Source organism: Azoarcus sp. DD4 (assembly GCF_006496635.1).
Lineage (GTDB): Bacteria > Pseudomonadota > Gammaproteobacteria > Burkholderiales > Rhodocyclaceae > Azoarcus.
On record NZ_CP022958.1, the window covers coordinates 2,478,096 to 2,502,646 of the forward strand.

A 24,551-nucleotide genomic window follows, 5' to 3' on the forward strand; every position below is an offset into this window, starting at 1 on the left:
GAGGACGGTGCCGATGCCGGATCAAAAACTGAGCGTGTAACTGAGCGTCGCATTGTTCTGCGTATGCTTGACCTCGATCGGCGCCGACGTGTTGGGCAGGCTGTTGTTGTCCATCTTTTCGCGCAGGGCGTGCGAGAAGGCGAAGTCGATGTGGTCGGTCGGCGATACGGCATAGGAGAAGCCCACTGACAGGTGCTTGGTCGGCGTCGCCGGAATCACCGCGAACAGGGTTTCCTTGCGCAATGCCTGAGTCGCGTAGCGGGCGCCGGCGCGCAGGGTCCATTCGGCTGTCAGCGCGTAGGAGGTGCCAAGGGCGACGATGGTCTGATCGCGATAGTCCTGCGGTAGCCGGATGTTCAGGTTGCCACCGGCATCCGCTTCGAACGTGACCTTGATGTCCTTCATGACCTCTTTCCAGAAGACCCGCGAGACATCCGCCGTCAGCATCCACTGCGGCGTTACGCGGTGGCTGCCGCCGATGATCAGCTTGGCCGGCATCTGGAAGTCGCGGATCTTGATCCTGCCTTCCAGGGGAATGTGGCCGAGCACGCCGGAGATCGCGGTCAGGGTGGCGTCGCCTTCCATGTCGCTGACCCGACTGCGGAGGTTGTAGGCCGCGCCAAGCCGGGTGTCGGACGTCACCTGCCAGGCGAGGCCGAGGCGTCCGGCGTAACCCCAGGCATCGACGCCGCTGCCCAGCATCCTGTTCTTGGTCAGGCTGAAATGCGCCCCCTGCAGGCCGGGGATGCCGCCCAGCGCCGGCAACAGCGAACCCGTGACCCGCCCGGAACCGATCAGGCTGCCGACCTGGTCGGCGCCGAGCAGCAGATCGAGGTTCAGGCCCTGCCACAGCGCGTCGATGCTGCCGCCGATGGTCAGTGCGTCGTTCACCTTGTAGCTGGCCGCCAGAGGGATATCCAGCACCAGCAGACGGCTGGAGTTTTCCAGCCCGGTGTCGGCGCCGCCGGTGCTGCGCGAGAGGAAGCCGGAGCGCCCGTATTCGGTCCCCAGGCCGCCCTGCGCGAAGGCGCCGATGCCGAGGGTGAGGCTGCCGATGCGGTGGGTGTAGGCCAGTTCGGGCGCGAAATAGGGGCCGCGGTTCCTGCTGTGGGTATCGGAATCGACGGATTCCCCGGTCGCCTTGTTCTTGACGGTGATATCCGTCGTCACCAGATCGAAACCGACCATCACTTCGCGGCTGTTCGGACTGAAGGACAGGTTGGCCGGATTGGTCAGCATGCCGCCGGGGCCAACGTCGTGCGCCACCGCGGTACCGCCCATGGCGCGTGACACGGCTCCGATGCCTTCGAGCTGGAAGACATCGGTTGCCAGGGCGACAGGGCTGGACACCGACAGCGCGGCGAAGGCCAGACCGACCGCCATTTTCTTTTTCATCATGTGTTATCTCCTCCCGTTATGGGGCGTTGTACCTTGTGGCGGCAACGCCGCGCCGCCTCAGAAGAAGCGGTCGAAATGGATCTGGCCGAACGGCACCTGATGACCGATCATCAGCAGCTCCTGCAAGGCCTGGGTCATCGGCGGCGGACCGGCGAAATAGAACTCGTAGGACGCCAGGCTGCCCGGCAGGACGCGCTCCAGCTGGTCATGCACGTAGCCGGTGGCGCCGGACCACTGGCCATCCTCGCCGGACAGCGAGACAACCGGAATGAAGCGGATGCGCTCGCCGAAGCCCGGCAGCGCCCGCAGCATGTCTTCGCCGCAGACGTCGCGCGGGCTGCGGGCGCCGTACAGGAAATACAGCGTGCGCTCGCCCAGCATGCCGGCTTCGACTGCCCCGCGGGCGATCGAGAGCATCGGTGCCAGGCCCGAACCGCCGGCGACGCAGACGATGTCGCGCGGACTGCCGGTGCGCAGGTAGGCCACGCCGTAGGGGCCGTCGAGACCGATCTCGTCGCCCACCGTCAGCCGGTCGAACAAGGTGTGGGTACCCTGTCCGTGGGGCACGCGACGGATCTGGAAATGCCATTCGCGCTGTCCGTTCGGAGTGTTGGCCAGGGAGTAGGCACGCGAACCGACCACACCCGGCAGATCGAGCATGGCGTACTGGCCGGGCAGGAAATCGGCGCCCTGCGCAGCCACGAAGCGGAATTCACGGATGTCGTGGGTGATCTCCCGCACCGCGGCCAACTGGGCCGACTGGCGGCGCGGCGACATGTGCGGCACATATTCGCCGGCGCTCGGGGCGGCGATGGTGATGTCGCCGCGGGCCCGGCACTGGCAGGCCAGATGCCGGCCGCGCCGCCTGTCGCGTTCGCTCAGCCCCGGGGCCTCGGGCCACAGGGTCTCGATCTCGCCTTCGAGCAGCTCGAACTTGCAGCCGCCGCAACCGCCGGAATTGCATTCGTAGGCTAACCCGACCCCGGCGCGCAAGGCGGCGCGCAGGATGCTGTCCCCGGCAGCCTGCGTAAAGCCGCTGCCGTCCTTCCGATTGGTGATTCTTGCCTGATTGCTCACTGGACTACCCTCCTGTCGCTACGCGACGTCCTACCCGCGGGAGGATGAGCACCCCCTGCGAGTGGCCGGGCGGGGCGCCCATGGCGCCTCGCTTGCGGAAACAGTTGCCCGCGGGGCGCCAGAGCGCCCCGGACAAGGCAACGGGCTGTGCCGGATTAAAGGCCGAGCGAGCGGCGGAATTCGCGCGTCGCTGCCTTGGCCGCAGCGGCCGCATCGGCGACGTCGGGCAGCTGCGCGCAGTAAGCGTCGATCGCCTTGTCGGCCAGTGGCTCCCACTTGGCGATCCAGCCACGGACGATCCCGAGGTTGGCCGGGGTTTCCAGCGCCATCCTGACGAAGGCGCTCACCCAGCGACGATGGCGGGCCGAGTCGATCAGCTGTGCATCGGTGATCAGGCCAAGCAGGGTGTCGCCGTTGTGGCGGGCCGACTCCCCGAGCTTGCGCAGGACGCTCTCCTCGATGGCCGGCTTGGCGATGAGGCTGAGGACGACGATGGCTTCGCCCCAATCCCAGACCGTCAGCGTTTTTTCCATCAGCTCACGGAAACCTTGCCAGACTGGATCCTGTTCCCAGTACTTGCGCTCGTCGGCACCAAAGCCCTTGTCGGCGAACTGCGTCGACAGCTCCTTGGTGCGGTAAGCAGTGTGGCTGAGCCAGCGCAGGCTGTCGGCCATCTGGAAGTAGTTGCAGTTGGTGATGGTGCTGGCCGGCGACACCTGGCCGACGTAGGCCGAGGCCATCTGGATGGTGTGGAAGAGGTAGCGGGCCGGCGTGTAGAAGCGGGCCAGCGTACCCGCCCAGCGCGGATCGAGCGCCTTGTCGTGCTCGCGTTGGTTGAACTGGTCGAACAGGCTGAAGACGTAGGTCTCCTGGCCGTCCTGCATCAGGTTGTAGGTACGGTAGACCACTTCATCCGGGTCGCGGAAGGCGTTCCAGTCCTCGTGCACGAGCGAGGTACCGAAGGTGTTCTTCTTGTACCACTGGTTCATGAACATGTTGGGGTCGAGCTCGTAGGGCGAGTCCGGGTCGCGATCGTTGTAGTGCAGATTGGCGCTTACGATCTCGTACTCACTCGGCTTGCGGCGGCGGGCGGCCAGATGACTCCAGGTCTTCAGCGGCTTCAGCGGCTGGATTTCGGACATGTCTTTGTCTCCTCGATTTTTTGTATGGGGCGTGGCCGGGCGATTGCCGGGACGGCGGTCTACAAGGTCTTGGTGAAGTAGAAGCGGACGGCGTTGGGCTGACTCTCGATCTGCCCGGCGAAGGAACTCAGGTCCACTTCCAGTTCGTTGATCCTGAACGGGCGCCCCAGCTCTTCCGCGATGGTTTCCTGGCGCAGGATCATTTCCTGTTCGGCGTGGATACGGATGTAGGCCCGTTTATCCTCGACGAAGATTTCCTTGCCCGGGTTGTCCAGCCTGGCCGCCTCGATCACCGCCATGGCCAGGTCGCCGGCCCGCATCACCGGGCCGACCATGTTGTTGTGGAAGGCCTGTCCTGCATTCGACGTGCTCATCGCTTTCTCCTCCTCCTGTTCCTTTACCGCCTCCCCGGCGGCGCCCGTGGGTGCGAAGACTGTCGTCCGTGGGCCGAACACGCTCTTGAACCAGTTCATGAATTGCATCCGTTTTCCCGCGGAACGTTCAGCTATGGGCAAACAAAGGGGTCACGCCCTCGGTCTCGACCAGGATGTCGTCGCCGTTCAACTTGACCGGGTACTCCGCCAGCGCACAGTCGTCCGGATTGATGCCCTTGCCGGAGCAGGCGTCGAACTGCCACAGGTGGGCGCGACAGATGATTCTCTGACCGTCGAATTTGCCTTCCGAGAGCGGGATGTCCTGGTGCGGGCAAATCCCCTGGAAGGCCCTGACGTCGCCGCCTTCGGCACAGACCAGCAGAATGTCGTGGCCATTGACCGAGAACGACTCCATCTCCCCTTCCCACAGGTCATCGACCGTGCAGACTTTGGTAAAACTCATGCTTGTCTCCGATATCGTCATGAGTGAGTGCAGCGTCCGTGTCCGCTACGCTGCTTCCCAGATGATTTCGACGGTTTCCGTCGGCTTCAGACCGGCTTCGGCCACCTTCATCGTGCGTGGGAAGAACTCCTTCGCATCCTGACGGCGGACCCGCAGGATGCAGTCGGGGCGGGCGCGAACCCGGCGGCCGACCGAATGCACGGCGGCGGCGGCGGCCACTTCATCCATGGTGTTTTCGGTATCGACCGGCAACAGTTGCAGCACGAAATCGCCCTCGAAATTCGAGGTCAGCGGAAATAGGGCCATTTGTTCAGTCTCCTCTTTGGGCCGGACAGGGCGCCCGCAGCGCCCGTCCGTGCTTGTGCGTGTCGATCAACTCGCCTTCTTGGCGGCACGCATGGCGCGGTACACCTCGGCCCATGCGTAGTTGTGGGCGTCGTCGCCGATCTCGCCCGGGGCCAGGCCCATGTACTGCAGCGCCCCGCCCAGATCCATCGGCTGGATCATGCCGGCCAGGAAACGGTCGACGATGGAGAGGTGGCCGGCGTAGCGCTCGGGTTCCTGCTGGAAGACCCAGCGGTCGACCTCCGAGCCGAAGTGGTAGAGGCGGCCCTTGTATTCGAGCGGGTAGTCCTTGACGTTCCAGCCCTTGCCCGGCGTACCGAGGATCGGCAGCTGGCACATGTTGCAGACGTAGGGCAGCGTTTCCGGATAGGCCTTGGCCATGTTGCCGTCGACAACGTTGTCGATGAAGACGTCCCAGCACTGGCCCCAGGTGTCGTTCCAGCCGGGGTACTTCTCTTCCAGCCAGGCACGCTCGTCGGGCGTGATGCCGGCTGCCGGGTTCCACCACAGGGTTGGACGCCAGTAGTAGGCCCCGAGGTGCATGCCGTGGTGGGTCTGCGACAGATCCTTGAGGAAGATGTCCCAGTACCAGGGCAGGTCGAGGCCCATGTCGGTCAGTGCCCGCTCGAACTGGGCGACGATCCATTCCTCCATGAACTCCTTGAAGGACTGTTTGCGGTGCTCGAGCGGCGTGTAGTAGTCCATGATCGGGCCAGTCAGCACCGAGAACAGCTTCCAGGCTCCCCACACGGCGATGTCCACGCGCTTCTGCGCCTCGGCCTTCTGGCCGTTCTCGATCAGCACCTTGAGCGCCGGGCCGCCGATCTGCGCATGGCGCGACTCGTCGGTCTGGATGCTGGAGATCAGGTTGGCGAAGGTGTGGTCGCCGGCTTCGGCGGCGTCGGCGGCCAGACCGAGGAACTGCATGTTGGTGAAGCCGGTCTCGAAGCTGAAGGTCAGCATGATCGACACGCTGATGGCGTCGCGCGTCATCATGATGTCGTCGAAGAAGTGGCGCGCCGCGATCATCGCCCACTCGTTGGTGTCGTAGGCCTTGAAGGCCCAATCCATCTGGCGGTCCTTCGATACGTGCTCGTGCGGGAAGTAGAGCTGCATCTGGCCGTGGCGGATTTCATCCAGGCAGCCGAGCGTCGCCATGTTGCGCATGCCCGGCGCCTTGGAGAAACGCATCATGCGGGCTTCGGCGCTGGCCGCCGCGTATTCGCCGCGGGCAATGGCGCCGTAGTGCGCCTTCATCACCGACTTCCAGCCAGGGTCGGCGTTCTCGAAGATGCGGCTGCGCTCCAGCGCGGCCTTCACCGAGTAGGCGCCCGCATCCTTGTCGCGCTGGACCTTCACGTATTCCGGGTAGGTCTGCTTGTACGGCTCGTCGTACTTTTCCCAGGCGTTCTGCGGCAGGCCGAAATCGCCGGAAAGCTTGGGCGGGAACAATTCGTCTTCGGTGACGTACGACGGTGTCCAGTTCGTACTCCTGGCCAGGTCGTACCAATCCATTCTGTTGAGTACAGCCATTTATGTCTCCTCTATGTAGCGGGCTTGAAGGCCTGCGATCTCCGAATCCGGGCGGTCTGGGGCACCGGACTTCAGCGAAAATCCCGACTTTCTCGAGATTTCGTGTTAACCCAAAGTTATTCGGATAGTCATAGGGCGCCAATTAGACTTTGGTTTAGAAGCGCGAGCCGGGGATGGCCATTGGCCGTCGTCCATGCACAGGGGCCGGGCGCGCGGACCATCGCCCAGCGGGCGCCACCGGAAGAGCGGCTCCTTGCGCAGGATGCGGTCGACGCTCGGCGGAGCCGCCTGATCAAGCCACGGGGCACAGCCTGCAGGGCATCATCGACACGCTGGCCGGCCTGATGGATCGGCTCGATAGCCTGAATATGTCGATGCATGTCCGGCCAGCCGAGGCGGTTGGGGGAGATCGGCAGGGCGATCCGGCGCCTCGAAGCGCCGAAGGACTTGGCCGAATGGCCAGGGCAAGAGATGGCCGGCCGGGCCCGGACGCCCGTCCGCCGAAACGGAGTGGCCGGGGCTCAGACGCGGAAGGAACCCACCGCTTCCTGCAGGCGCTCGGCCAACTGATCCAGCCCCCGTGCGGTCCGCAGGCTGACGGCCAGGCTGGCGCTGGTCGCTTCCATGGCCGCCGAGATGTTCTCCATATTGCGTGCGATGTCGTTGCCGGCGACAGCCTGCTCCTTGACCGACAGGCCGATCTCGTCGATGCCGCGATTGGCCTCCTCGACGTGGCTGATGGCGGTTTCCAGCGCCTGTACAGTATTGGCCATGTACGCCTGCCCGCGGTGCAGGGTATCCACTCCGCGCTCGACGGAACGGGCGACAGACTGCGAGTTCTCGGACAGCAGGCGCGTCAGGGTCTCGATATCTTCCCCGGCGCGCCGCGACTGCTCGGCGAGCTTGCGCACCTCGTCGGCCACCACCGCGAAGCCGCGGCCCGATTCGCCGGCCCGAGCCGCCTCGATGGCGGCATTGAGAGCAAGAAGGTTGGTCTGCTCGGCGATCGCCTTGACCTGCTGGGTCAGCGCCGAGATCGAGCCCGTGTTGCGCATGAAGGCCGCGGTGGTCTGCCGGATGTCCTCGACCGCCTGGCGGATTTCCTCCGCATTGCCCGCCAGATGCTGCATGTGATCCCAGCCCTTGCGGGAGCTGGCAAGGCTCTCTGTTGACAGCTGCTTGACCTCGCCGGCCCGGTCGGCCACAGCCGCGATGCTGACCGCCAGTTCCTCGACGGTGCTCGAAATATGCGTTACCGCGCCGCTCTGCTGGTGCATCCCGGCCGCACCCGCTTCGGACTGCTCGCGTACAGTTACCGCACTCTCGGCAATCCGGTCGGCGTTCTCGCGGGCAGCCTTGACCAGGCGCCCCAGGCTGGCGTTCATGTCGGCCAGCGCCTGCGTCAGCTGGGCAGCCTCGTCGTGCCCGACGGCGGTCAGGGTTTCAGTCAGGTCGCCTCCGGCCACCCGTTGCGCCGAGGCGACGGCGGTTGCCAGCGGCCGCAGGGTGCGATGACGCAAGCCGGTCGCCGTCAGGATCAGGGCCAGCGCGCAGAGCAGCGACAGCACGGCAACGTTGATCTTGATGAAGCGGGAGGCCGCGAAGGTCAGCGGAGCGAAATCGCGGGAGTTCTGCATCACCGCATCCATGCCCGGGCGCAAGCGGACGGCCAGTTCCGGCGGCAACGCCCCCCTGCCGGCGGATCCGCTGGCGATGGTCGCCAGCATGGCGTCCACATCGGCAATATCCTTGGCCGGCAGCTCGATCAGCGGACCGAAGCCGAGCAGCGACAGCAGTGTCTTTTCGAAGCCGAAGGTTTCCTCGCCGGCGCGAACCGCCAGATCGCGCGCTTCGTGCAGCATGCCGACGATGTCCTCGATGCGCGTTCCCCCTGCATTCCTGGCCGCCTGCTCGACATTGCCCAGCGCCGCATCGATGCGCAAGGCGAGTTCCATGTGGTTACGCTCGAGAAAATGAAAAGTTGCCGCCTTGCCGAGCAGCCGGGTGCCGTACATCGATACCACGATGACGACGACGATGGTCCAGATCGCCAGGGAGAATCGCCGGCGCAGGGTCCAATGTCTGAAAGCGGACATTGTGCTGAAACGTTCGAAAGTCATCTTCTTCCTCGCGGATATGCCTTGCCAGGCGTGTGGTGTGCGTCTACCGAGGCCAGCGGGCAGGAGCACACCGAGCACGGAGCCGCCGAGGCTAGCCCGCGGGGTGAGGACGATCCATTAGACTTTGGTTTAGGCGGGCTGCAGTCGAGCTCTTCGGATCGATCAGGGGGGACCCGAACGCTTGGGCAGCGTGATCGTGAAGATCAGCCCGCCCTGTTCGCGCGACACGACCTGGATGATGCCGTCATGCGCGGTGATCGTTCTGTGGGCGATGGCCAGCCCCAGACCGGTTCCCCTGCTGCGTCCCGGTGCTTCGATGCGGAAGAAGGGATCGAATATCCGCTTTTGAAGTTCGGGCGGCACGCCGGGGCCGCGATCGGCCACGCTGACCTCTAGCCTGTCGTCCGGGGTCACCCGCGCATTGACTTCCGTCGTGGTGCCCGCCGGGCTGTATTTCACGGCATTGCGGATCACGTTTTCGAAGGCCCGGTAGATCAGTTCCCCGTGAACCTCCGAGATGAACGGCTCGCCGGCTTCGAGCGTGATGGTCTTGCCGGATGCCGCGGCTTCGAACTCCGCGTCCTCCACGATGGCCTGGAGCAGATCGATCAGATCGACCCGCTCGCGCTGGCTCTGCACGGCCCCGGCGTCGAGGCGATGCAGGGTCAGCAGTTCTTCGATCAGCGCATCCAGCTTCTCGCTCTCGGCTTCGATGCGGGAAACCATCGTCATGGTCAGTTCGGGGTTCTGCCGCAGCAGGCCGATTGCCGCCTGCATGCGCGTCAGCGGCGAGCGCAGCTCGTGCGAGACGTCGTGCAGCAGTGCGCGCTGGGAGTCTAAGGCGCGCTGCAACTGTTCCGCCATGCGGTCGAAATCCTGCCCCAGATCGATGATTTCATCGCGCCAGTTCTTCGTCATCAACGGCGATACGCGGGTCTCGAAATTCCCTTGGGCAATCCGGTGCAATGCCCAGCTCAACTTCTGAATGGGCCGCGACAGATACCAGGCGAAAAGAAGCCCGATGGCGAAGATCGCGATCAGCCCGGCAAGGAACGGAACAGCGGGAATCGGGCCCAGCATCAGCACACCTTCCGGTGGCGGGGGAGAGGGGCCGCCGACGAATGCGACATAGGCGAAAGTGCCGAGCATGGAAAGCAGCATGCTCAGAAAGAGCGCGAGCACGAGCTTCCAGAACAACCTGCCGGGCCGGGGAAAGAGCCGCATCAGTCCTCCAGGAACTGATAGCCCAGGCCACGGACGTTCCGTATCCATGGCTGTCCGTCCGGACGATTGCCCAGCTTTTGCCTGATGGCGCTGATATGGACGTCGATGCGGCGGTCGAATCGGGTCAGGGGCCGATTGAAGGCTTCCATCGAGATGTCCTGCTTGCTGACGAGACTGCCCATATGGCGCGCCAGGACTTCGAGCAACATGAATTCGGTGCCGGTGAGTTCGAGCGGTGTGCCATGCCAGGTGGCCTGGCGGCTTCCCGGCCATAGCGCCAGCGGTCCGGTCTGGAGCTTGCGCGGCGCACTCGCCGGGGCGTCGGGTGGACTGGCGTTCTGCGTGCGGCGCAGGATGGCCCGGATGCGTGCCAGCAGTTCGGCGGGCGTGCAGGGCTTGGCGACGTAGTCGTCGGCGCCCAGGTTCAGGCCGGTGACCTTGTCGATGTCGTCACCACGTGCGGTGAGCATCAGTACCGGAATCCGGCTCTGCTGGCGGATGCGCTGCAGCGTCTCCAGTCCGGACAAGCCCGGCATCATGATGTCCAGCACCGCGATCGTGTAATGCTGGCGCATCAGCGCCGCGATTCCGCTGTCGCCATCATGCACGGCATGGACGTCGAAGCCCTCGTGTGCAAGGTACTGGGATAGCATATTCGTCAGCTCGACGTCATCGTCTATCAGCAGGATGCGCATCTTCCGGGAACACCTTTGGGAGAGTCAAAAGTGTCGCACTCCCGGACGGCGTGGTCCAACATTCAGCGCGAACTTTTCCCAACTTGACACTTCTGAACGGTGCTTGACGCTGTGTCTGCGTAGCATGCGCCGTATGGGAAAAGTAGCGGAATCGCGGTGATGCGGCGCGGCATGAGCGTATTTTTCATTCTGGGTCTGGGGCTGTCGGCGTGCACGACAGTGGGGCCCGACTACAAGGCGCCGGCGATCGCGGTCCCCTTGCAGTGGCAGGCACCCACGCCGCACAGCGGCAGCGGGGCTGCCCTGGAGGATTGGTGGGAGCAGTTCGTCGATCCCGTGCTGGCGGGCCTGATCAAGACCGCTGCGGCGGACAGCCCCAGTCTGGACAAGGCGTGGGCGAGCATCGAGAGTGCTCGCGCCAACCTGGCCTCGGTCAGGTCCGGCCTGGCGCCGTCGGTCGATGGCGGCGCGAGCGTCACACGTTCGCGGCAGCAGCAGGGCGGAGCGATCGACACGCTGACGAGCCGCTCCGCCGGATTCGACGCCTCGTGGGAGCTGGATCTGTTCGGCAAGGTACGGCGCAGCGCCGAGGCGGCCCAGGCGCGCCTGCAGGCGCGGGTCGGCGAGTGGCACGAGGCCAGCGTGAGCCTGGCCGCGGAAGTCGCCGACACCTATGTCCGGTATCGTGGCTGCCGGCTGCTGGTCGACGCTTACGAACAGGAACTGCTGTCGATGGAAACGACCGCCGAGACCACTGCGGTCTCGGTCAGGGCCGGCTTCACCGCGCCTGCGGACGGTTCGCTGGCGCGCGCCAGCCTTGCCAGCACGCAGTCGTCGCTGCAGGCGCAACGCGTGGAGTGCGAGCTGCTGGTCAAGGCGCTGGTCGCCCTGACCGGACTGCAGGAAGCCGGCCTGCTGGCACGGCTGGGGGAGGGCGGGAGCGGGCTGCCCAAGCCGAAAGCGTTTCGTATCGGGGCCGTCCCGGCGGACGTGTTGCGTCAGCGCCCCGACGTCGCGGGGCTGGAGCGCGAGTTGGCCGCGGCCAGCGCGGCCATCGGCGCGGCTCAGGCGGATCTGTACCCCAGCCTGTCGCTGTCGGGTTCGATCGCGATTTCGTCCTCCAGCCTTGCCGCCGGTGCCACGACCTGGTCGTTCGGGCCGGCACTGTCGATTCCCCTGTTCGATGGCGGACGACGGCGCGCGGCCGTTACCAGTGCCGAGGCGGATTACCAGTCTGCGCTGGCGCAGTGGCGCGAAGGGGTTCGCAACGCGGTCAAGGAGGTCGAGCAGGCGCTGGTGAATCTCAATGGCGCGGCGTTCCGCTCGGAGCGTGCGGCGCTGGCCGCCACCGAGTACCGGGCCTATTTCGAGGCCACCGAGGTCAAATGGCGGGCCGGTAGCGTCAGCCTGCTGAATCTCGAGGAGGCCCGCCGTTCGGCCCTGTCGGCGGAGATCGAATATCTCGGCCTGCTGCGTAACCAGGTGCAGTACTGGATCGCGCTCTACAAGGCGGTCGGCGGCGGCTGGACCGCGGACGACCTGGCTGCCGGATCCGCCGTGTAGCACGAAGGACAGACGCGGCAACGGCGTGCCCCCTCGTGACCGCCTCCTGACAAAGGCAGTCTGGTTTCGGTACTGGCGCTGATGGCACGAGCGACCAGGACCCATTCCCCCGAGCCTGGTCTTTGCCGGTGGTCGCGCCAGGTGCGCGCATCCGGTTCGACGTGGCCGCCGACCGGGAAAAGCAGGCTCCACATGGGGCTCTCTTTTCCCAACTTGACACTTCCGAACGGCGCTTGACGCTCCGTTTTCCTAGCATGTCCCCTGTGGATTCGCTGCGCGATCCACTGCCGCCGATCGCTACCGTCGGTCCGCGGCGCCTTGCCCATGAGCTTGCCGTCAGAATATGGAAAGAACACGTCTCTTCGACACCCCCGCACTTCGTACCGTACTGTTGGTCGGCGTGGCCGCAGCCCTCGTCGGCTGCGGTAAGGGCGGCCCGCCCGGTGCCGCCCCCGCGCACGAGGAGGCCAGCCTGCTGACGGTGGAGGTGGTGCAGGCGCAGGCGCAGCTCTGGCCGCAGACGGTGCAGGCCAATGGCGCGATCGAGGCTTGGCAGGAAATCATCGTCAGCCCGGAGACCGGCGGTTTGCGCATCGCCGAACTGCGGGTCGATGTCGGTGCCGTGGTGAAGCGCGGGGACCTGCTCGCGCGCCTGGCCGATGACACGGTGCGCGCAGAACTGCGCAAGCAGGAGGCCACGGTGGCGCAGGCCCGGGCGTCCTACGAGGAGGCCCGCTCGAACTACCGGCGCGCCAGGGCGACGGAGAACAGCGGTGCACTCTCCGATCAGCAGATCGAGGCCTACCGTATCGCCGAGCAGACGGCGAAGGCCACGCTCGATGCTGCCGCCGCGGACCGCGACAGCGCCCGGCTCAAGCTGGCGCAGACGCGCATCACCGCGGTCGATGACGGCGTGGTGGTGTCGAAGTCGGGCGTCCTCGGGAACGTGGCGGCAGCCGGGGCCGAACTGTACCGGGTGATCCGCCGGGGGCGCCTGGAGTGGCGCCCGGAAGTCGATGCGCGCCAGCTCGCCGCCATCGGCGTGGGTGACACCGCGCAGCTCACCCTGCCGGACGGACGTCGCGTGGAGGGCAAGGTCCGGTTGACCGGGCCGACGCTCAATGACGGCACCGGACGCGCCACCGTCTATGTCACGCTGGACGAGGCCAGCGGCGCCCGGCGCGGGATGTTCGCCAGCGGCATCCTGCGCTCGGGCGATAGCGCCGCGCTCACGCTGCCGCAGTCGGCCATCACGCGGCGCGACGGCCGGGCTTATGTGTGGCTGCTGCAGGAGGGCGAGCACGTCGCCGGCCGTGCCGTGCAGACCGGGCGGCAACTGGGGGAGCGCATCGAGATCCTCTCCGGTGTCACGCCGCAGGAGCGGGTGGTGCTGAGCGGCGGCGCCTTCCTGTCCGAAGGGGCGAGGGTGACGATCGCCCGGGCGGGGGCAGCAAACGACCCAAGCGCAAAGGCAGCGCGCAATGGTTCGGATGCTGGCACGAGCGGCCCGGCGCCCGACCGCGCGGCCGGCACGGCGGGGAACGGGCGATGAACGTCTCCTCGTGGTCCATTCGCAACCCGGTTCCGGCGGTACTGGTCTTCATCCTGCTGTCCGTCTTCGGCCTGATCGGCTTCTCCAAGCTGCAGGTCCAGGACTTTCCGGACACCGACTTGCCCAGCGTGACCATCTCGGCGACGCTGGAAGGCGCTGCGCCTTCGCAGCTCGAAACCGAGGTCGCGCGCAAGATCGAGGACAAGCTCGCATCCCTGACGGAGCTCGACCACATCACCACCACGATCACCGATGGCTCGGTCAGCATCACGGTCAGTTTCACGCTGGACAAGGACAGCGAGGTGGCGGTAAACGAGGTCCGCAATGCGGTGGACAGCGCGCGCGCCGAACTGCCGGCCGACATGAACGCGCCGACCGTCACCAAGATGACGGCGGCGTCTTCCGCGCTGGTGACCTATGTGGTCGAATCGGACCGTCTGGACGAGCAGGATCTGTCCTGGTTCGTCGACAACGACGTCACCAAGGCCTTGCTGGCGGTGCGCGGCGTGTCCTCCGTCCAGCGTGTGGGGGGCGTCGATCGCGAAGTGCACATCGACCTCGACCCCGTGCTGATGGCCGGCCTCGGGGTCACCCCCTCGGATGTGTCGGCCCAGTTGAAGGCCGTGCAGAAGGAAAGCTCGGGTGGCGTGGGCGATGTCGGCGGGCAGCGCCAGTCGGCGCGCACGATCGCGACGGTAGAGTCGATCGACGAGATCGGCCGCATCACCCTTCCGCTCGCGGATGGTCGCTGGCTGCGGCTGGACCAGATCGCGCGGATTTCGGACGGCCATGCTGAACGCAGCAGCGATGCGCTGCACGATGGCCGGCGGGTCGTCGCCTTCCAGGTCACCCGCTCGCTCGGCTATTCGGACGTAGGCGTGACGACGGACGTGCGCGCTGCCATCGCCCGGTTCGCCAAGGAGAACCCGCAGGCGACGATCACCGAGGTCAGCAACACCATCGAACCGGTTGTGGACAACTACCACGGCTCGATGCTGCTGCTGCTCGAAGGGGCGCTGCTGGCCATCGCCGTGGTCTGGTGGTTCCTGCGCGACTGGCGCGCCACCTTCATCGCCGCGATCGCGCTGCCGCTGTCGGTCCTGCCGACCTTCGCCTACATGTGGCTGGCCGGCTACACGCTGAACGTGGTCACCCTGCTGTCGCTGGCGCTGGTGGTGGGCATCCTGGTGGACGACGCCATCGTCGAGATCGAGAACATCGAGCGCCACCTGCTGATGGGCAAGACGCCCTACCAGGCGGCGATGGAGGCAGCCGACGAGATCGGCCTGGCCGTCATCGCGACCACCTTCACGCTGGTCGCGGTGTTCCTGCCCACGGCTTTCATGGGCGGGATCCCCGGCAAGTTCTTCCGGCAGTTCGGCGTGACCGCCTCGGTGGCGGTGCTGGCCTCGCTGCTGGTGGCGCGCCTGCTGACGCCCATGATGGCGGCCTACATGCTCAAGCCGCGCACGCAGGGCGCCGATCACGACAGCGCGGACGGTCCGCTCATGACCCGATATCTGGGGTCGGCAAGAACGGCGCTGCGCCGGCGCAAGACCGCCGTGGCGGCGGCGACGGCCTTCTTCGTCCTCTGCATCGCGCTGGCCGCGTTCATTCCGACTGCCTTCATGCCGGCGCAGGACAAGGCGCACAGCACGATCACCCTCAAGCTGGCCCCGGGCAGCACGCTCGACGACACGACCCGCGTGGCGAAGCAGGCCGCCGCCATGCTGGAGGAGCTGGCCGAGGTCAGGAGCGTGTTCGTCTCGGCGGGAACGGCGGCCAGCGGCGACATGGGCGGTTCCTCCACCGCCGACCTGACCAGCGCGACCCTTACCGTGGACCTGGTGCCGCGGGGCGATCGCGATCTCAAGCAGTCGGAGGTGGAGGCCCGCATGCGGAACTTGCTGCGCACCTTGCCCGCGGTGCGGGTGTCTGTCGGCGGAGGCGGCAACGGCGAGACGCTGGAACTGACCCTGGCCAGCGACGATCCCGATGTGCTGGCCAGTGCGGCGGCCAAGGTGGAATCCCAGCTCAGGACCTTGCAGGGCATCGGCAATGTGACCTCGAGTGCCGCCTTGCAGCGACCGGAAATCCAGATCCGGCCGGACTATGCGACGGCCGCGCACCTGGGCGTGACCTCCGAGGCGCTGGGCGATGCCGTGCGTCTGGCCACCTACGGCGATTACGCGACCGTCTTGCCCAAGCTGAATCTGCCGCAACGCCAGATCAACATCCGGGCACGCATGGCCCCCGGGATCCGCGGCGACCTCGAAGCCATCGCCCAGCTTCGCGTCAAGGGGCGCGACGGCCTGGTCAGCCTGGGCAGCGTCGCCGAGGTGTCGCTGGGCAGCGGGCCGTCGCAGATCGACCGCATTGACCGCCTGCGTAACGTGACGCTGAGCGTTGAACTGAACGGCCGGCCGATCGGCGAGGTCCAGCGTGAAGCCATGGCCCTGCCGGCGATGGCGCAACTGCCCGATGCCGTGCGCCAGGTCGACCAGGGCGAGTTGCAGCGCATGTCGGAACTGTTCCAGAGCTTCGGGCTGGCGATGGCGATCGGCGTGTTCTGCATCTACGCCGTGCTGGTGCTGCTGTTCCATGATTTCATGCAGCCGGCCACCATCCTGTCGGCGCTGCCGCTGGCGCTGGCGGGGGCGCTGTTTGCGCTGTGGGCGGTGGGACAGTCCTTCTCCATGCCGGTGGTGATCGGCGTGCTGATGCTGATGGGCATCGTCACCAAGAACTCCATCCTGCTCGTCGAGTACGCCATCGTGTCCCGTCGCAAGGGCATAGCCCGGTTCGAGGCCCTGATCGACGCCTGCCACAAGCGCGCCCGGCCCATAGTCATGACCACCATCGCCATGGGAGGCGGGATGCTGCCCAATGCGCTGGGGCTAGGCGCCGAACCCAGCTTCCGCCAGCCGATGGCGATCGTGGTGATCGGCGGGCTGATCACCTCAACGGTGCTCAGTCTCCTGGTGGTGCCGGTGGTGTTCACCTATGTGGACGACCTGCTGCAGTGGATGAGGAAGCAATTCCTGCAGGCCAGGGCGGTGCCGGATTGCGCCTGAACGGTCGGGGAGACGGCCCCGCGTTGGCAAGCTGCAGGAATGGATCCGGTGACGAGCCGCGGTCCACTATGGGCGAAAGCCGCGTGCCGCGCCGACCGGAATGCAGGCCCGCACAGTTCGCGGCTCCTGCGCGAGGCGGACGCCGCGATGCATCGATGAGCGCTCGGGAAGCAGCGGTGGATGTGACGGTGCCGTTGGGGCGTGACTGTCAGCCGTGCGCGGGGAGCGCGTCCTCGCGGCGGCGTGCGGCGCCCGAAGGCGGTGACTATGCCCGCGCGTGCTGCGGTGCCGAGTCGGTGGCTCTGCTGGCCAATTCGGTCGTCAGCATGAAGTGCGTGTTCAGCAGCTCAATCGAACGTGGTATGTCGCGCTTCACCACCGCCTCCATGATCTCCCGGTGCTCTGCGGTCGGATCCCGGCGCGGGCCGCCCATGGTCGCGGCGAGATGGCGGTGGCGATCGGCGTAGTCGAAGAGCTGCTCGTGGAAATCGCGGATCCAGTGGGAGGGGCACGCCGCGATCAGCGCCGAATGGAATTTGCGATGCAACTGTTCCCATTCGCGGTCGGGACCCTGCTTGTCGAGGTCGAGCGGGTGGCGCCACAGGCGATGGAAGGCGAGCGCGATGTCTTCCTCCCAGGCCGTGTCGCCATTCAGGATGGCTTCGCGGATGGCGATCTCGCTGATCCAGCAGCGCGTGCGCGCCAGTTCCAGGAGACTCTCCTGTGTCACTTCGGTAACGCGGAACCCGCGCTGATCGGATTGCTCGACCAAACGAAGCGAGGAAAGGCGGTTGAGCGCTTCGCGGATCGGACTGGCGCCGACCTGGTAGCGTTCGCGTAGGGCCTCGATACGGAGCTTCTCGTTGGGTGGCAGTTTGCCTTCGAGGATGTCGTTACGCAGACGCTCGAAAACCGAGGAGGTCAGCGTGCTGTGCCCCTGGTCTTCGATGTCCTTGATCGCCCATTTCGCCATGGCGCTCTCGATCGTGAAATTATCGATATTCTACCCGTGAGGGACGCTTTTCAAAGTGTGACGTGCATGAGAACAAAAAAATCACCGGATCGACCCTGGGGTCGTCCGGTGCCAAGGGAGGAAACTTCGGACGCGCTCAGCCCTGATTCAACCGTTGAGCGAAGTCGATGAACCAGTCCAGCGACTGGGGGTTCGCCATCGTGTCCCGGTTGGTGACCTTCTGCTCGGGTTGTCCGAGCAGAAGCTTCTTCACCGGCAACTCCAGTTTCTTGCCGGTCAGCGTGCGGGGAATCTCGGGAACCGCGAAGATCTCGTTGGGAACCATGCGGGCGGATGCTCCGGTGCGAATCGCGCTGCGGATGCTGCTGTCGAGCGCATCGTCCAGGATCGCGCCGGGCCGCAAGTGGACGAACAGGGCCATGTAGGACTCCCGGCCGAGATACTCGAGGTCGACCACCATGCTGTCGATGATCTCCGGGACGGCCTCGACCGCGGCATAGATCTCCGCCGTTCCCATGCGGATGCCGTGGCGGTTGATGGTGGAGTCGGAGCGGCCGTAGATCACGCCGCCGGTCGCAGTTGGGCGCGGCACCAGCCTGAGCCAGTCTCCATGGCGCCAGATGCGGCTTCCGTCATCGCCACAGAAGGTGTCGAAATAGCTTTCGAGGTAGCGTGCGTTGTTCTTGTCGCCCCAGAAGTACAGGGGCATGGAGGGAAGGGGCCGGGTGCAGACCAGTTCGCCGACCTGGTCGTACACCGGCTTGCCCGCATCATCGAACGCGTAGACCGCGGCGCCGAGGTTGCGGCACTGCATCTCGCCTTCGAAGACCGGGAGCGTCGGGGTGCCGTTGAGGAAGGCGCCCGCCACATCGGTGCCGCCGGAAACGCAGCACAGCCAGATGTCACGCTTCACCGCGTCGTAGATCCACCGATAGCAGTCGGGCGACAGTGGCGAACCGGTGGAGCCGAGGGTGCGCAATGCATCGAGCTCGAAAGCGTCGCCGGGGCGGATGTCGTTCTTGAGACAGTTGGCGTAGAACGCAGCGCCGGCGCAGAAGGTTGTGATCCGGTTGCGTTCGACAAAGCGCCACATGTGCTGCCAGTCCGGCGTAGCGGCGCTGCCGGTGACGCTACCGTCATAAAGGCAGATCGTCGCACCCACCAGCAGGCCGCTGAGCTGGACGTTCCAGACCATCCAGCCTGTGCTCGAAATCCAGAAGAAGCGATCACCGGGCGACAGGTCGGTATGTATGTCGCACGACAGCAGCATGTTCATCAGGATGCCGCCGTGCCCATAGACGATGGCCTTGGGCAGGCCGGTGGTGCCTGACGAGTAGAGGATCCACAGCGGATGATCGAAGGGAAGCTGGACTGTCTGCAGCGGGGCGGCGGCTGCGATCGCTGTGCTCCAGTCCAAGGCCGCCAGCGCCGGGGGCACTGCCAGCCCGGCCGCCAGCAGCGGTATGTGAATCACGGCCTGCAGACTGGGTAGCGCTTCGATCAGGCGGGTCGCTTCGGCGTGCCGCGCGTAGGGCTTGCCGCCGTGCCGATAACCATCGCAGGCGATCAGGACCTTGGGTTCGATCTGTGCAAAGCGGTTGATGATGTTGGCCACCCCCATGTCGGGCGACGAGATCGACCAGATCGCGCCGAGGCTGGCCACGGCAAGGAAGGCGATGACGGCGTGCGGCACGTTGGGCAAGTACGCGCACACGCGGTCACCGGGGCCCACGCCGTGGGCCCGCAGCGTCGCCGCCAACGCGCCGACCTGGCGTTCGAGCTCCGACCAGCTGATTTCGCCCTGTCCGGCGGATTCGCTGTCAAACAGGATTGCAGGGGTCTGCAGGTCGCGATGGCGGAAGACCTGGTCCGCCAGATTGAGTTGCGCGCCTTCGAACCAGCGCGCGCCGGGCATGCGCTCGTCTTGCAGTACGCGCTCGTAGGGATGACTGGCCTGGATGTCGTAGTAGTCCCAGAGCGCGCCCCAGAACGCGTCGAGGTCGGTCACCGACCATTGCCACAGGCTTTCGTAGTCCGCGAAGGCCAGACCCCGATTCGTCCTCAGCCAGTTCTGGAAGGCGGTAAGTCGGGAGCTGGCGACGCGCTCCGCGGAGGGTTGCCAGAGTGCCTGGGCGGCGGGGGCAGGAATGGTAGAGGTCATGGTTTGCTCACAGCGTTTCGAACAGACCGGCGGCACCCATGCCGCCGCCGATGCACATGGTCACCACCACGCGCTTTACCTGCCGGCGCCGGGCTTCAAGCAGGCCGGAACCAATCAGGCGGGCGCCGGAAACGCCATACGGGTGCCCGAGCGCGATGGCGCCGCCATTCACGTTGAGCCGATCCAGCGGGATGCCCAGCACGTCGGCGCAGTGCAGTACCTGGACGGCGAAGGCTTCGTTCAGCTCCCACAGATCGATGTCTTCCACCTTGAGTCCGGTGCGGGCGAGGAGCTTGGGAACCGCGTGGACCGGCCCGATCCCCATCACTTCCGGTTCGCAGCCGGCGACGGCGAATGCGCGGAAGCGGCCCAGCGGTTCCAGCCCGAGCTGCTCGGCGCGGCGGCTGCTCATGACGACCACGGCCGCGGCGCCGTCGGACAACTGGCTGGCGTTGCCGGCGGCGACGGTGCCGCCTTCGATCGCCGGGCGGATGTCGCTGACGCCGGCCAGTGTCGTGTCGGCGCGGATGCCTTCGTCCGCGGTCACGGTGAGGTCGCGCTGGCCGACCGGCTCGCGGGTCTTCGGATCGAAGACGTCCATGCGGGTGTGCACCGGCACGATCTCTTCGGCCAGCCGGCCGCTTGCCTGCGCGGCCGCGGCCAACTGCTGGCTGCGCACGCCGTATTCGTCCTGCCGCTCGCGGCTCATTCGATAGCGGCGCGCGACTTCCTCCGCCGTTTCGAGCATCCCCCAGTACACCGCCGGGCGAGCCGCGCGCAACGCACTGTCCTCGAGCAGGTGGCGGTTCATGTGGGGCGCGATCGCACTGATGGATTCGACGCCGCCGGCGATGAAGGTTTCGCCTTCACCACTGGCGATGCGTTGCGCAGCGAGCGCCACCGACTGCAGGCCGCTGGCGCAGAAGCGGTTGACGGTCAGGCCGGGAACGCCATCCGGCAGTCCGGCGGCATGTACGGCCTGGCGCGCGATGTTGAGACCGGTTGCGCCTTCCGGAAAGCCGCAACCGAGGATGAGGTCCTCGACTTCGTCGGCGGCAATGCGCGCGGCGGCGAGGGCTGCCCGGATGGGGGCGGCGGCGAGTGTCGCGCCGTGCGTCGCATTGAACCCTCCACGAAAGGACTTGGTAAGCGCAGTTCGCGCGTAGGAAACGATGACGGCGTCGGTCATGCGGAAGCTCCGTTACTGGGGACTCGCGTTGATGGTGCCGGGGTGGAACGGCCGCGGCGGTGTGGGTGGTGTTGCACTTAAGATCGATAAAATAATAGTTATTTTTTATTTATCGATAAAAAATGTCTCATGTCAACTTTCCGGATAGAAACCCATGAAGTGATGAGTTCCTGGGTCTCCCTGTTCCGCTGTCCAGTGGGGATGACAGGACTCGGCGAAGGCCGTCTTCGTCCACGAGTGACCGTGTTTGCCAATTATTGTCGCTAGATGTCTTGCTATAAGTAAAAAATCGTGTAAAAGTTAAAAAAAACTAAATTATCGATAAAAAAGTGTGATCTGCGAGATCGCATCTACGAGGCAGGGCAGGGAAGACAGTTGGTAGCAATTCATCGCGCCTGTCTTGACTGTGCCCCGAACACGTCACGTCGCAGCGCTGTAACTGGCTGCGCACCAGTGGAGGTGGAGACAGATGTACGAAAGAAGGAAGACGAGGTTTGCCGCGCGGTCGTCGGGCGTATTGACGGCGGTCGCGATGGGGGTGCTGTCGTTCGGCGCAGGCGTGCCTACATCGCACGCTTTCCAGCTCGACACGGCTGATCCCGATCTGCAAATACGTTGGGACAACACGGTGAAGTACACCGCCGGGTGGCGCGTCAAGGGCCAGGACGCCGGCTTGGTGGACCAGGTGAACGCCAATGACGGAAATCTGAATTTCGATCGAGGCTTGATCAGCAACCGACTGGACCTGCTGTCCGAACTCGACGTCGTGTACCGCAACTTCGGCCTGCGTCTGTCCGGCGCTGCGTGGTACGACAGTGTCTATATGGGGCATAACGATCGTCCCAACGACGGCACCAACAACCCCGGTTCGGTTGATTACGACGAGTTCACCGATCGTGCACGTCGCATTCACGGGCGCAGGGCGGAGCTGCTCGACGCCTTCGTGTTCGGTCGATTCGATCTGGCCGACAAACCGACAACGGTCCGGCTCGGCCGACATGCCCAGGTGTGGGGCGAGAGCCTCTTCTTCGGGGCCAACGCGATCGCCGGCGCCATGGCTCCGGTCGACGTGGTCAAGCTGTCCTCGGTGCCGAGCACGCAGTTCAAGGAGGCCATCCGCCCGGTCAGCCAGCTGTCCGGGCAGGTCCAGCTGTCGTCCGACGTGTCGCTCGGCGCCTACTACCAGTTGCGCTGGGAGGCCAACCGGCTGCCGGCGGCGGGCAGCTATTTTTCCGGCGTCGATACCGCGCCGACCGGTGGGGAGCGCCTGCTGCTTGGGCTGCCGGTGCCCCCGTTCGCCGCGGCCGATGCGCGGCAGCTTGCCGACGAGGAGGCCAAGGATTCCGGGCAGGGCGGCGTACAACTGAAATTGAGGGCGGGCGAGACCGACCTCGGTTTCTATCTGGTCCGCTTCCATAGCAAGAGTTTTCAGCAGGTCGTCAATCTCGGTCTGATGGGGCCGGCGGTCACGCCGGTTTCGTACCGGCTGAATTACCACGAGGGCATCACCGCACTCGGTGCGAGTTTCAGCCGGACATTCGGAGACCTCAACCTGGCCGGCGAGGCGTCCGTCCGCCGTAATCAAGACCTGGCGAGCAGCCAGGCCGTCGATACCAGCGCGCTCGGTGGGGCGGCCACCAACAACAGCAGCAATCCCGCCTACGCGGTGGGCAAGACTGCCCATGTAAACCTTTCGGCCTTGTGGTCGGTACCGCCCAGCGAATTGTTCCCCGAGGCGACTTTCGTCGGCGAGATCGCATGGAACCGGGTTCTCGAGGTCACCAAGAACAAGTCGGCGCTGGACCCCAACGCAACGAGGGATGCGGTTGCCTTGCGGATGACCTTCGAACCCACCTATCGGCAGGTGCTGCCCGGTCTGGACATCAGCGTTCCTGTCGGTATCGGTTACTCGCCCAGAGGGTCGCGTTCGATGGCGCTGGGGCCCGGGGTGATGCCGGCCGACGGTGGCGGCGACATCTCGCTCGGCATCAACGGCATCTATCTCGATCAGTGGCGCATCAGCCTCAACTACACCCATTACTACGGCGCGGCAGACCAGTTCCTGACGGACGCGAGCACCTTCAGCTACAAGCAGTACATGAAGGATCGCGACTTCGTCACGTTCTCGGTGAACCGCAGCTTCTGAGGAGACGGAGACATGACACGCAAGGCACGCATCGCGTTTGTATCGGTGGCAGCTGCAGTGGGGCTGGCGATCGGAATGCCGGTCGCACACGGCGCCGACGCAGCGAAGCTCAAGGCCACGCTGACCCCTTTCGGCGCGGAACGCGCGGGCAACAAGGACGGCAGCATTCCGGCCTGGGAAGGCGGTTACAGCAATTCCAAGGAGGGCATCAATGCCGCCGGGCGCCGTATCGACCCCTTCGCGTCCGACAAGCCGCTCTACGCCATCTCCGCGAAGAACATGGCGCAGTACGAAGGCAAGCTGTCCGAAGGCATCAAGGCGATGCTGCAGAAGTACCCCGACTTCCGGCTCGATGTCTATCCGACCCGGCGTACCGCGGCCGCCCCCCAGTGGGTCTATGACAACACCGCACGCAATGCGGCCGAAGGCAAGCTGGTCGATGGCGGCGCGGGGCCGCAGCCGGCCAACGTGTATGGTGGCGTTCCCTTTCCCATTCCGTCGTCCGGCATCGAAGCCGTCTGGAATCACGAGCTTCGCTGGCGACCGCCGTCCTTCCAGGTCGACCGCTTCCACGGCTACATGGTGACGGCGGAAGGGCGTCCCGTTCAGGTGCTGGAATCGACCAACGAGGAGCAGACCGCGTACTACCTCAAGGATGGGGAGAAGCAGTTCAACGGCGAGTACTGGCTGGTTCGCTCGTTCAACTCCGGGCCGCCGATCCGTGCCGGCGAGGGCATCGTCGGCCGCCAGAACCTCGACGAGAGCAAGACCAGCACCTGGGTGTATCTCACCGGCCAGCGCCGGGTCCGCAAGCTGCCGAACTCCTGCTGCGACACGCCGACGCCTTTCTCGGCGGGGATCGTGAGCTTTGACGAGGTCACCGTCTTCAATGCGCGCAAGGACCGCTTCAACTGGAAGCTGGTGGGCAAGCAGGAGATGTACATCCCGTACAACAGCAATCGCACCCTGGTGCCGGCCAAGGATGCGGACGTTGTCGGCGCCCACTTCCTCAACCCCGACCATGTGCGCTGGGAGTTGCACCGCGTGTGGGTGGTGGAGGCGACGCTGAAGGAGGGCGAGCGCCACACCTCGCCGAAGAGCCGCTACTACCTGGACGAAGACACCTGGACCGCCGTGCTGGCCGACCGCTGGGATGCCAACGGCGCGCTCTGGCGGGTGCCTTTCATGCTGCCGATCGTGATGCCCGAGGTGCCGGCGGTAATGGGCATGGTGTGGGGCGCCTACGACCTCAATTCCGGCTCCATGTTCGTCAATCGCCTGGTGAATGAAAGCCCGAACCAGATCCGGGTGACCGAACCCTTCCGAGATTCGATCTTCACGCCGGACGGCATGGTGGGGGCAGGGGTGCGCTGATCGCGGCGCCCAGAGCGGCGGTGTCCGCGCCACCGCTCGGCCGGTAGCGCGGACGCCGTTCGAAGCGCAAGCCGCGACTCGTCGGGCAGTCCGGGCCGCACGCTCATTCCTCCCGGTGCGCCCGGACTCCAACGGGTGTCCCGTTTCC

Annotated in this window: 18 protein-coding genes; 5 read left to right on the forward strand and 13 right to left on the reverse strand. The window is 65.6% G+C overall.

The genetic code is table 11. From position 1 onward, the window contains the following. Nucleotides 1–21 precede the first annotated feature (21 nt). The 10 genes from CJ010_RS11545 to CJ010_RS11590 form a co-directional block, all read right to left on the reverse strand. Nucleotides 22–1,398, reverse strand: a complete 1,377-nt coding sequence (locus CJ010_RS11545) for an OmpP1/FadL family transporter (protein ID WP_168224941.1) — start codon at nt 1,396–1,398, stop codon at nt 22–24. Between the two features lie 57 nt (nt 1,399–1,455). Next, nucleotides 1,456–2,475: a 2Fe-2S iron-sulfur cluster-binding protein gene (locus tag CJ010_RS11550; RefSeq protein ID WP_141018166.1), complete on the reverse strand. Its 1,020-nt coding sequence runs from the start codon at nt 2,473–2,475 to the stop codon at nt 1,456–1,458. A 155-nt stretch (nt 2,476–2,630) separates the two neighbouring features. After that, on the reverse strand, nt 2,631–3,617 hold the full coding sequence (locus CJ010_RS11555) for an aromatic/alkene monooxygenase hydroxylase subunit beta (protein ID WP_141018167.1): 987 nt from the start codon (nt 3,615–3,617) through the stop codon (nt 2,631–2,633). Nucleotides 3,618–3,676: 59 nt separating this feature from the next. Then, on the reverse strand, nt 3,677–4,090 hold the full coding sequence (locus CJ010_RS11560) for an MmoB/DmpM family protein (protein ID WP_240794572.1): 414 nt from the start codon (nt 4,088–4,090) through the stop codon (nt 3,677–3,679). A 28-nt stretch (nt 4,091–4,118) separates the two neighbouring features. Further along, nucleotides 4,119–4,454, reverse strand: a complete 336-nt coding sequence (locus CJ010_RS11565) for a Rieske 2Fe-2S domain-containing protein (protein ID WP_141018168.1) — start codon at nt 4,452–4,454, stop codon at nt 4,119–4,121. 45 nt (nt 4,455–4,499) lie between these two features. Beyond that, nucleotides 4,500–4,760 carry a toluene-4-monooxygenase system B family protein gene (locus tag CJ010_RS11570; protein WP_141018169.1) on the reverse strand — a complete coding sequence of 87 codons (261 nt, stop codon included), beginning with the start codon at nt 4,758–4,760 and terminating at the stop codon, nt 4,500–4,502. Nucleotides 4,761–4,826: 66 nt separating this feature from the next. Further along, complete coding sequence (locus tag CJ010_RS11575) at nt 4,827–6,332, reverse strand: aromatic/alkene/methane monooxygenase hydroxylase/oxygenase subunit alpha (protein WP_141018170.1); 1,506 nt, start codon at nt 6,330–6,332, stop codon at nt 4,827–4,829. Nucleotides 6,333–6,853: 521 nt separating this feature from the next. After that, the gene (locus CJ010_RS11580) at nt 6,854–8,428 is read right to left on the reverse strand and encodes a methyl-accepting chemotaxis protein (RefSeq protein ID WP_141018171.1); all 1,575 of its coding nucleotides are present in this window, start codon (nt 8,426–8,428) and stop codon (nt 6,854–6,856) included. 186 nt (nt 8,429–8,614) lie between these two features. Then, nucleotides 8,615–9,676, reverse strand: coding sequence for an ATP-binding protein (locus CJ010_RS11585; protein WP_141018172.1), 1,062 nt, complete (start codon nt 9,674–9,676; stop codon nt 8,615–8,617). Beyond that, entirely contained in the window at nt 9,676–10,371 is a 696-nt protein-coding gene (locus tag CJ010_RS11590) for a response regulator transcription factor (RefSeq protein ID WP_141018173.1), read from the reverse strand. The genes CJ010_RS11585 and CJ010_RS11590 overlap by 1 nt, the downstream gene beginning before the upstream one ends. Before the next feature lie 159 nt (nt 10,372–10,530). On the opposite strand from CJ010_RS11590, the gene CJ010_RS11595 reads away from it, so the two are divergent. The 3 genes from CJ010_RS11595 to CJ010_RS11605 all read left to right on the forward strand — a co-directional run bounded on the left by CJ010_RS11595 (nt 10,531) and on the right by CJ010_RS11605 (nt 16,560). Beyond that, nucleotides 10,531–11,934: an efflux transporter outer membrane subunit gene (locus CJ010_RS11595; RefSeq protein WP_205754943.1), complete on the forward strand. Its 1,404-nt coding sequence runs from the start codon at nt 10,531–10,533 to the stop codon at nt 11,932–11,934. 343 nt (nt 11,935–12,277) lie between these two features. After that, nucleotides 12,278–13,486, forward strand: a complete 1,209-nt coding sequence (locus tag CJ010_RS11600; RefSeq protein WP_141018174.1) for an efflux RND transporter periplasmic adaptor subunit — start codon at nt 12,278–12,280, stop codon at nt 13,484–13,486. Further along, the gene (locus tag CJ010_RS11605) at nt 13,483–16,560 is read left to right on the forward strand and encodes an efflux RND transporter permease subunit (protein ID WP_141018175.1); all 3,078 of its coding nucleotides are present in this window, start codon (nt 13,483–13,485) and stop codon (nt 16,558–16,560) included. Before CJ010_RS11600 ends, CJ010_RS11605 begins: the two co-directional genes overlap by 4 nt. 265 nt (nt 16,561–16,825) lie before the next feature. On the opposite strand, the gene CJ010_RS11610 is transcribed toward CJ010_RS11605, so the two are convergent. The 3 genes from CJ010_RS11610 to CJ010_RS11620 form a co-directional block, all read right to left on the reverse strand. Further along, complete coding sequence (locus tag CJ010_RS11610; protein ID WP_141018176.1) at nt 16,826–17,533, reverse strand: GntR family transcriptional regulator; 708 nt, start codon at nt 17,531–17,533, stop codon at nt 16,826–16,828. Nucleotides 17,534–17,669: 136 nt separating this feature from the next. After that, nucleotides 17,670–19,694, reverse strand: a complete 2,025-nt coding sequence (locus CJ010_RS11615; protein WP_141018177.1) for an acetoacetate--CoA ligase — start codon at nt 19,692–19,694, stop codon at nt 17,670–17,672. A 7-nt stretch (nt 19,695–19,701) separates the two neighbouring features. Then, nucleotides 19,702–20,883 (reverse strand): acetyl-CoA C-acyltransferase, encoded by a 1,182-nt coding sequence (locus tag CJ010_RS11620; RefSeq protein ID WP_141018178.1) that lies wholly within the window; start codon nt 20,881–20,883, stop codon nt 19,702–19,704. A gap of 469 nt (nt 20,884–21,352) precedes the next feature. On the opposite strand from CJ010_RS11620, the gene CJ010_RS11625 reads away from it, so the two are divergent. Together CJ010_RS11625 and CJ010_RS11630 are read left to right on the forward strand one after the other, a co-directional pair. Further along, nucleotides 21,353–23,029: a DUF1302 domain-containing protein gene (locus CJ010_RS11625; RefSeq protein ID WP_141018179.1), complete on the forward strand. Its 1,677-nt coding sequence runs from the start codon at nt 21,353–21,355 to the stop codon at nt 23,027–23,029. Nucleotides 23,030–23,041: 12 nt separating this feature from the next. Next, the gene (locus tag CJ010_RS11630) at nt 23,042–24,403 is read left to right on the forward strand and encodes a DUF1329 domain-containing protein (RefSeq protein ID WP_141018180.1); all 1,362 of its coding nucleotides are present in this window, start codon (nt 23,042–23,044) and stop codon (nt 24,401–24,403) included. Nucleotides 24,404–24,551: the final 148 nt, after the last annotated feature.

What these genes read in the sequence shown, in the direction of transcription:
- CJ010_RS11625 (WP_141018179.1), top strand. Translation starts at nt 21,353, where the DNA reads ATGTACGAAAGAAGGAAGACGAGGTTTGCCGCGCGGTCGTCGGGCGTA.
- CJ010_RS11575 (WP_141018170.1), bottom strand. Translation starts at nt 6,332, where the DNA reads ATGGCTGTACTCAACAGAATGGATTGGTACGACCTGGCCAGGAGTACG.
- CJ010_RS11595 (WP_205754943.1), top strand. Translation starts at nt 10,531, where the DNA reads ATGCGGCGCGGCATGAGCGTATTTTTCATTCTGGGTCTGGGGCTGTCG.
- CJ010_RS11590 (WP_141018173.1), bottom strand. Translation starts at nt 10,371, where the DNA reads ATGCGCATCCTGCTGATAGACGATGACGTCGAGCTGACGAATATGCTA.
- CJ010_RS11605 (WP_141018175.1), top strand. Translation starts at nt 13,483, where the DNA reads ATGAACGTCTCCTCGTGGTCCATTCGCAACCCGGTTCCGGCGGTACTG.
- CJ010_RS11545 (WP_168224941.1), bottom strand. Translation starts at nt 1,398, where the DNA reads ATGATGAAAAAGAAAATGGCGGTCGGTCTGGCCTTCGCCGCGCTGTCG.
- CJ010_RS11630 (WP_141018180.1), top strand. Translation starts at nt 23,042, where the DNA reads ATGACACGCAAGGCACGCATCGCGTTTGTATCGGTGGCAGCTGCAGTG.
- CJ010_RS11555 (WP_141018167.1), bottom strand. Translation starts at nt 3,617, where the DNA reads ATGTCCGAAATCCAGCCGCTGAAGCCGCTGAAGACCTGGAGTCATCTG.
- CJ010_RS11610 (WP_141018176.1), bottom strand. Translation starts at nt 17,533, where the DNA reads ATGGCGAAATGGGCGATCAAGGACATCGAAGACCAGGGGCACAGCACG.
- CJ010_RS11585 (WP_141018172.1), bottom strand. Translation starts at nt 9,676, where the DNA reads ATGCGGCTCTTTCCCCGGCCCGGCAGGTTGTTCTGGAAGCTCGTGCTC.
- CJ010_RS11600 (WP_141018174.1), top strand. Translation starts at nt 12,278, where the DNA reads ATGGAAAGAACACGTCTCTTCGACACCCCCGCACTTCGTACCGTACTG.
- CJ010_RS11615 (WP_141018177.1), bottom strand. Translation starts at nt 19,694, where the DNA reads ATGACCTCTACCATTCCTGCCCCCGCCGCCCAGGCACTCTGGCAACCC.
- CJ010_RS11580 (WP_141018171.1), bottom strand. Translation starts at nt 8,428, where the DNA reads ATGTCCGCTTTCAGACATTGGACCCTGCGCCGGCGATTCTCCCTGGCG.
- CJ010_RS11560 (WP_240794572.1), bottom strand. Translation starts at nt 4,090, where the DNA reads ATGAACTGGTTCAAGAGCGTGTTCGGCCCACGGACGACAGTCTTCGCA.
- CJ010_RS11620 (WP_141018178.1), bottom strand. Translation starts at nt 20,883, where the DNA reads ATGACCGACGCCGTCATCGTTTCCTACGCGCGAACTGCGCTTACCAAG.
- CJ010_RS11570 (WP_141018169.1), bottom strand. Translation starts at nt 4,760, where the DNA reads ATGGCCCTATTTCCGCTGACCTCGAATTTCGAGGGCGATTTCGTGCTG.
- CJ010_RS11565 (WP_141018168.1), bottom strand. Translation starts at nt 4,454, where the DNA reads ATGAGTTTTACCAAAGTCTGCACGGTCGATGACCTGTGGGAAGGGGAG.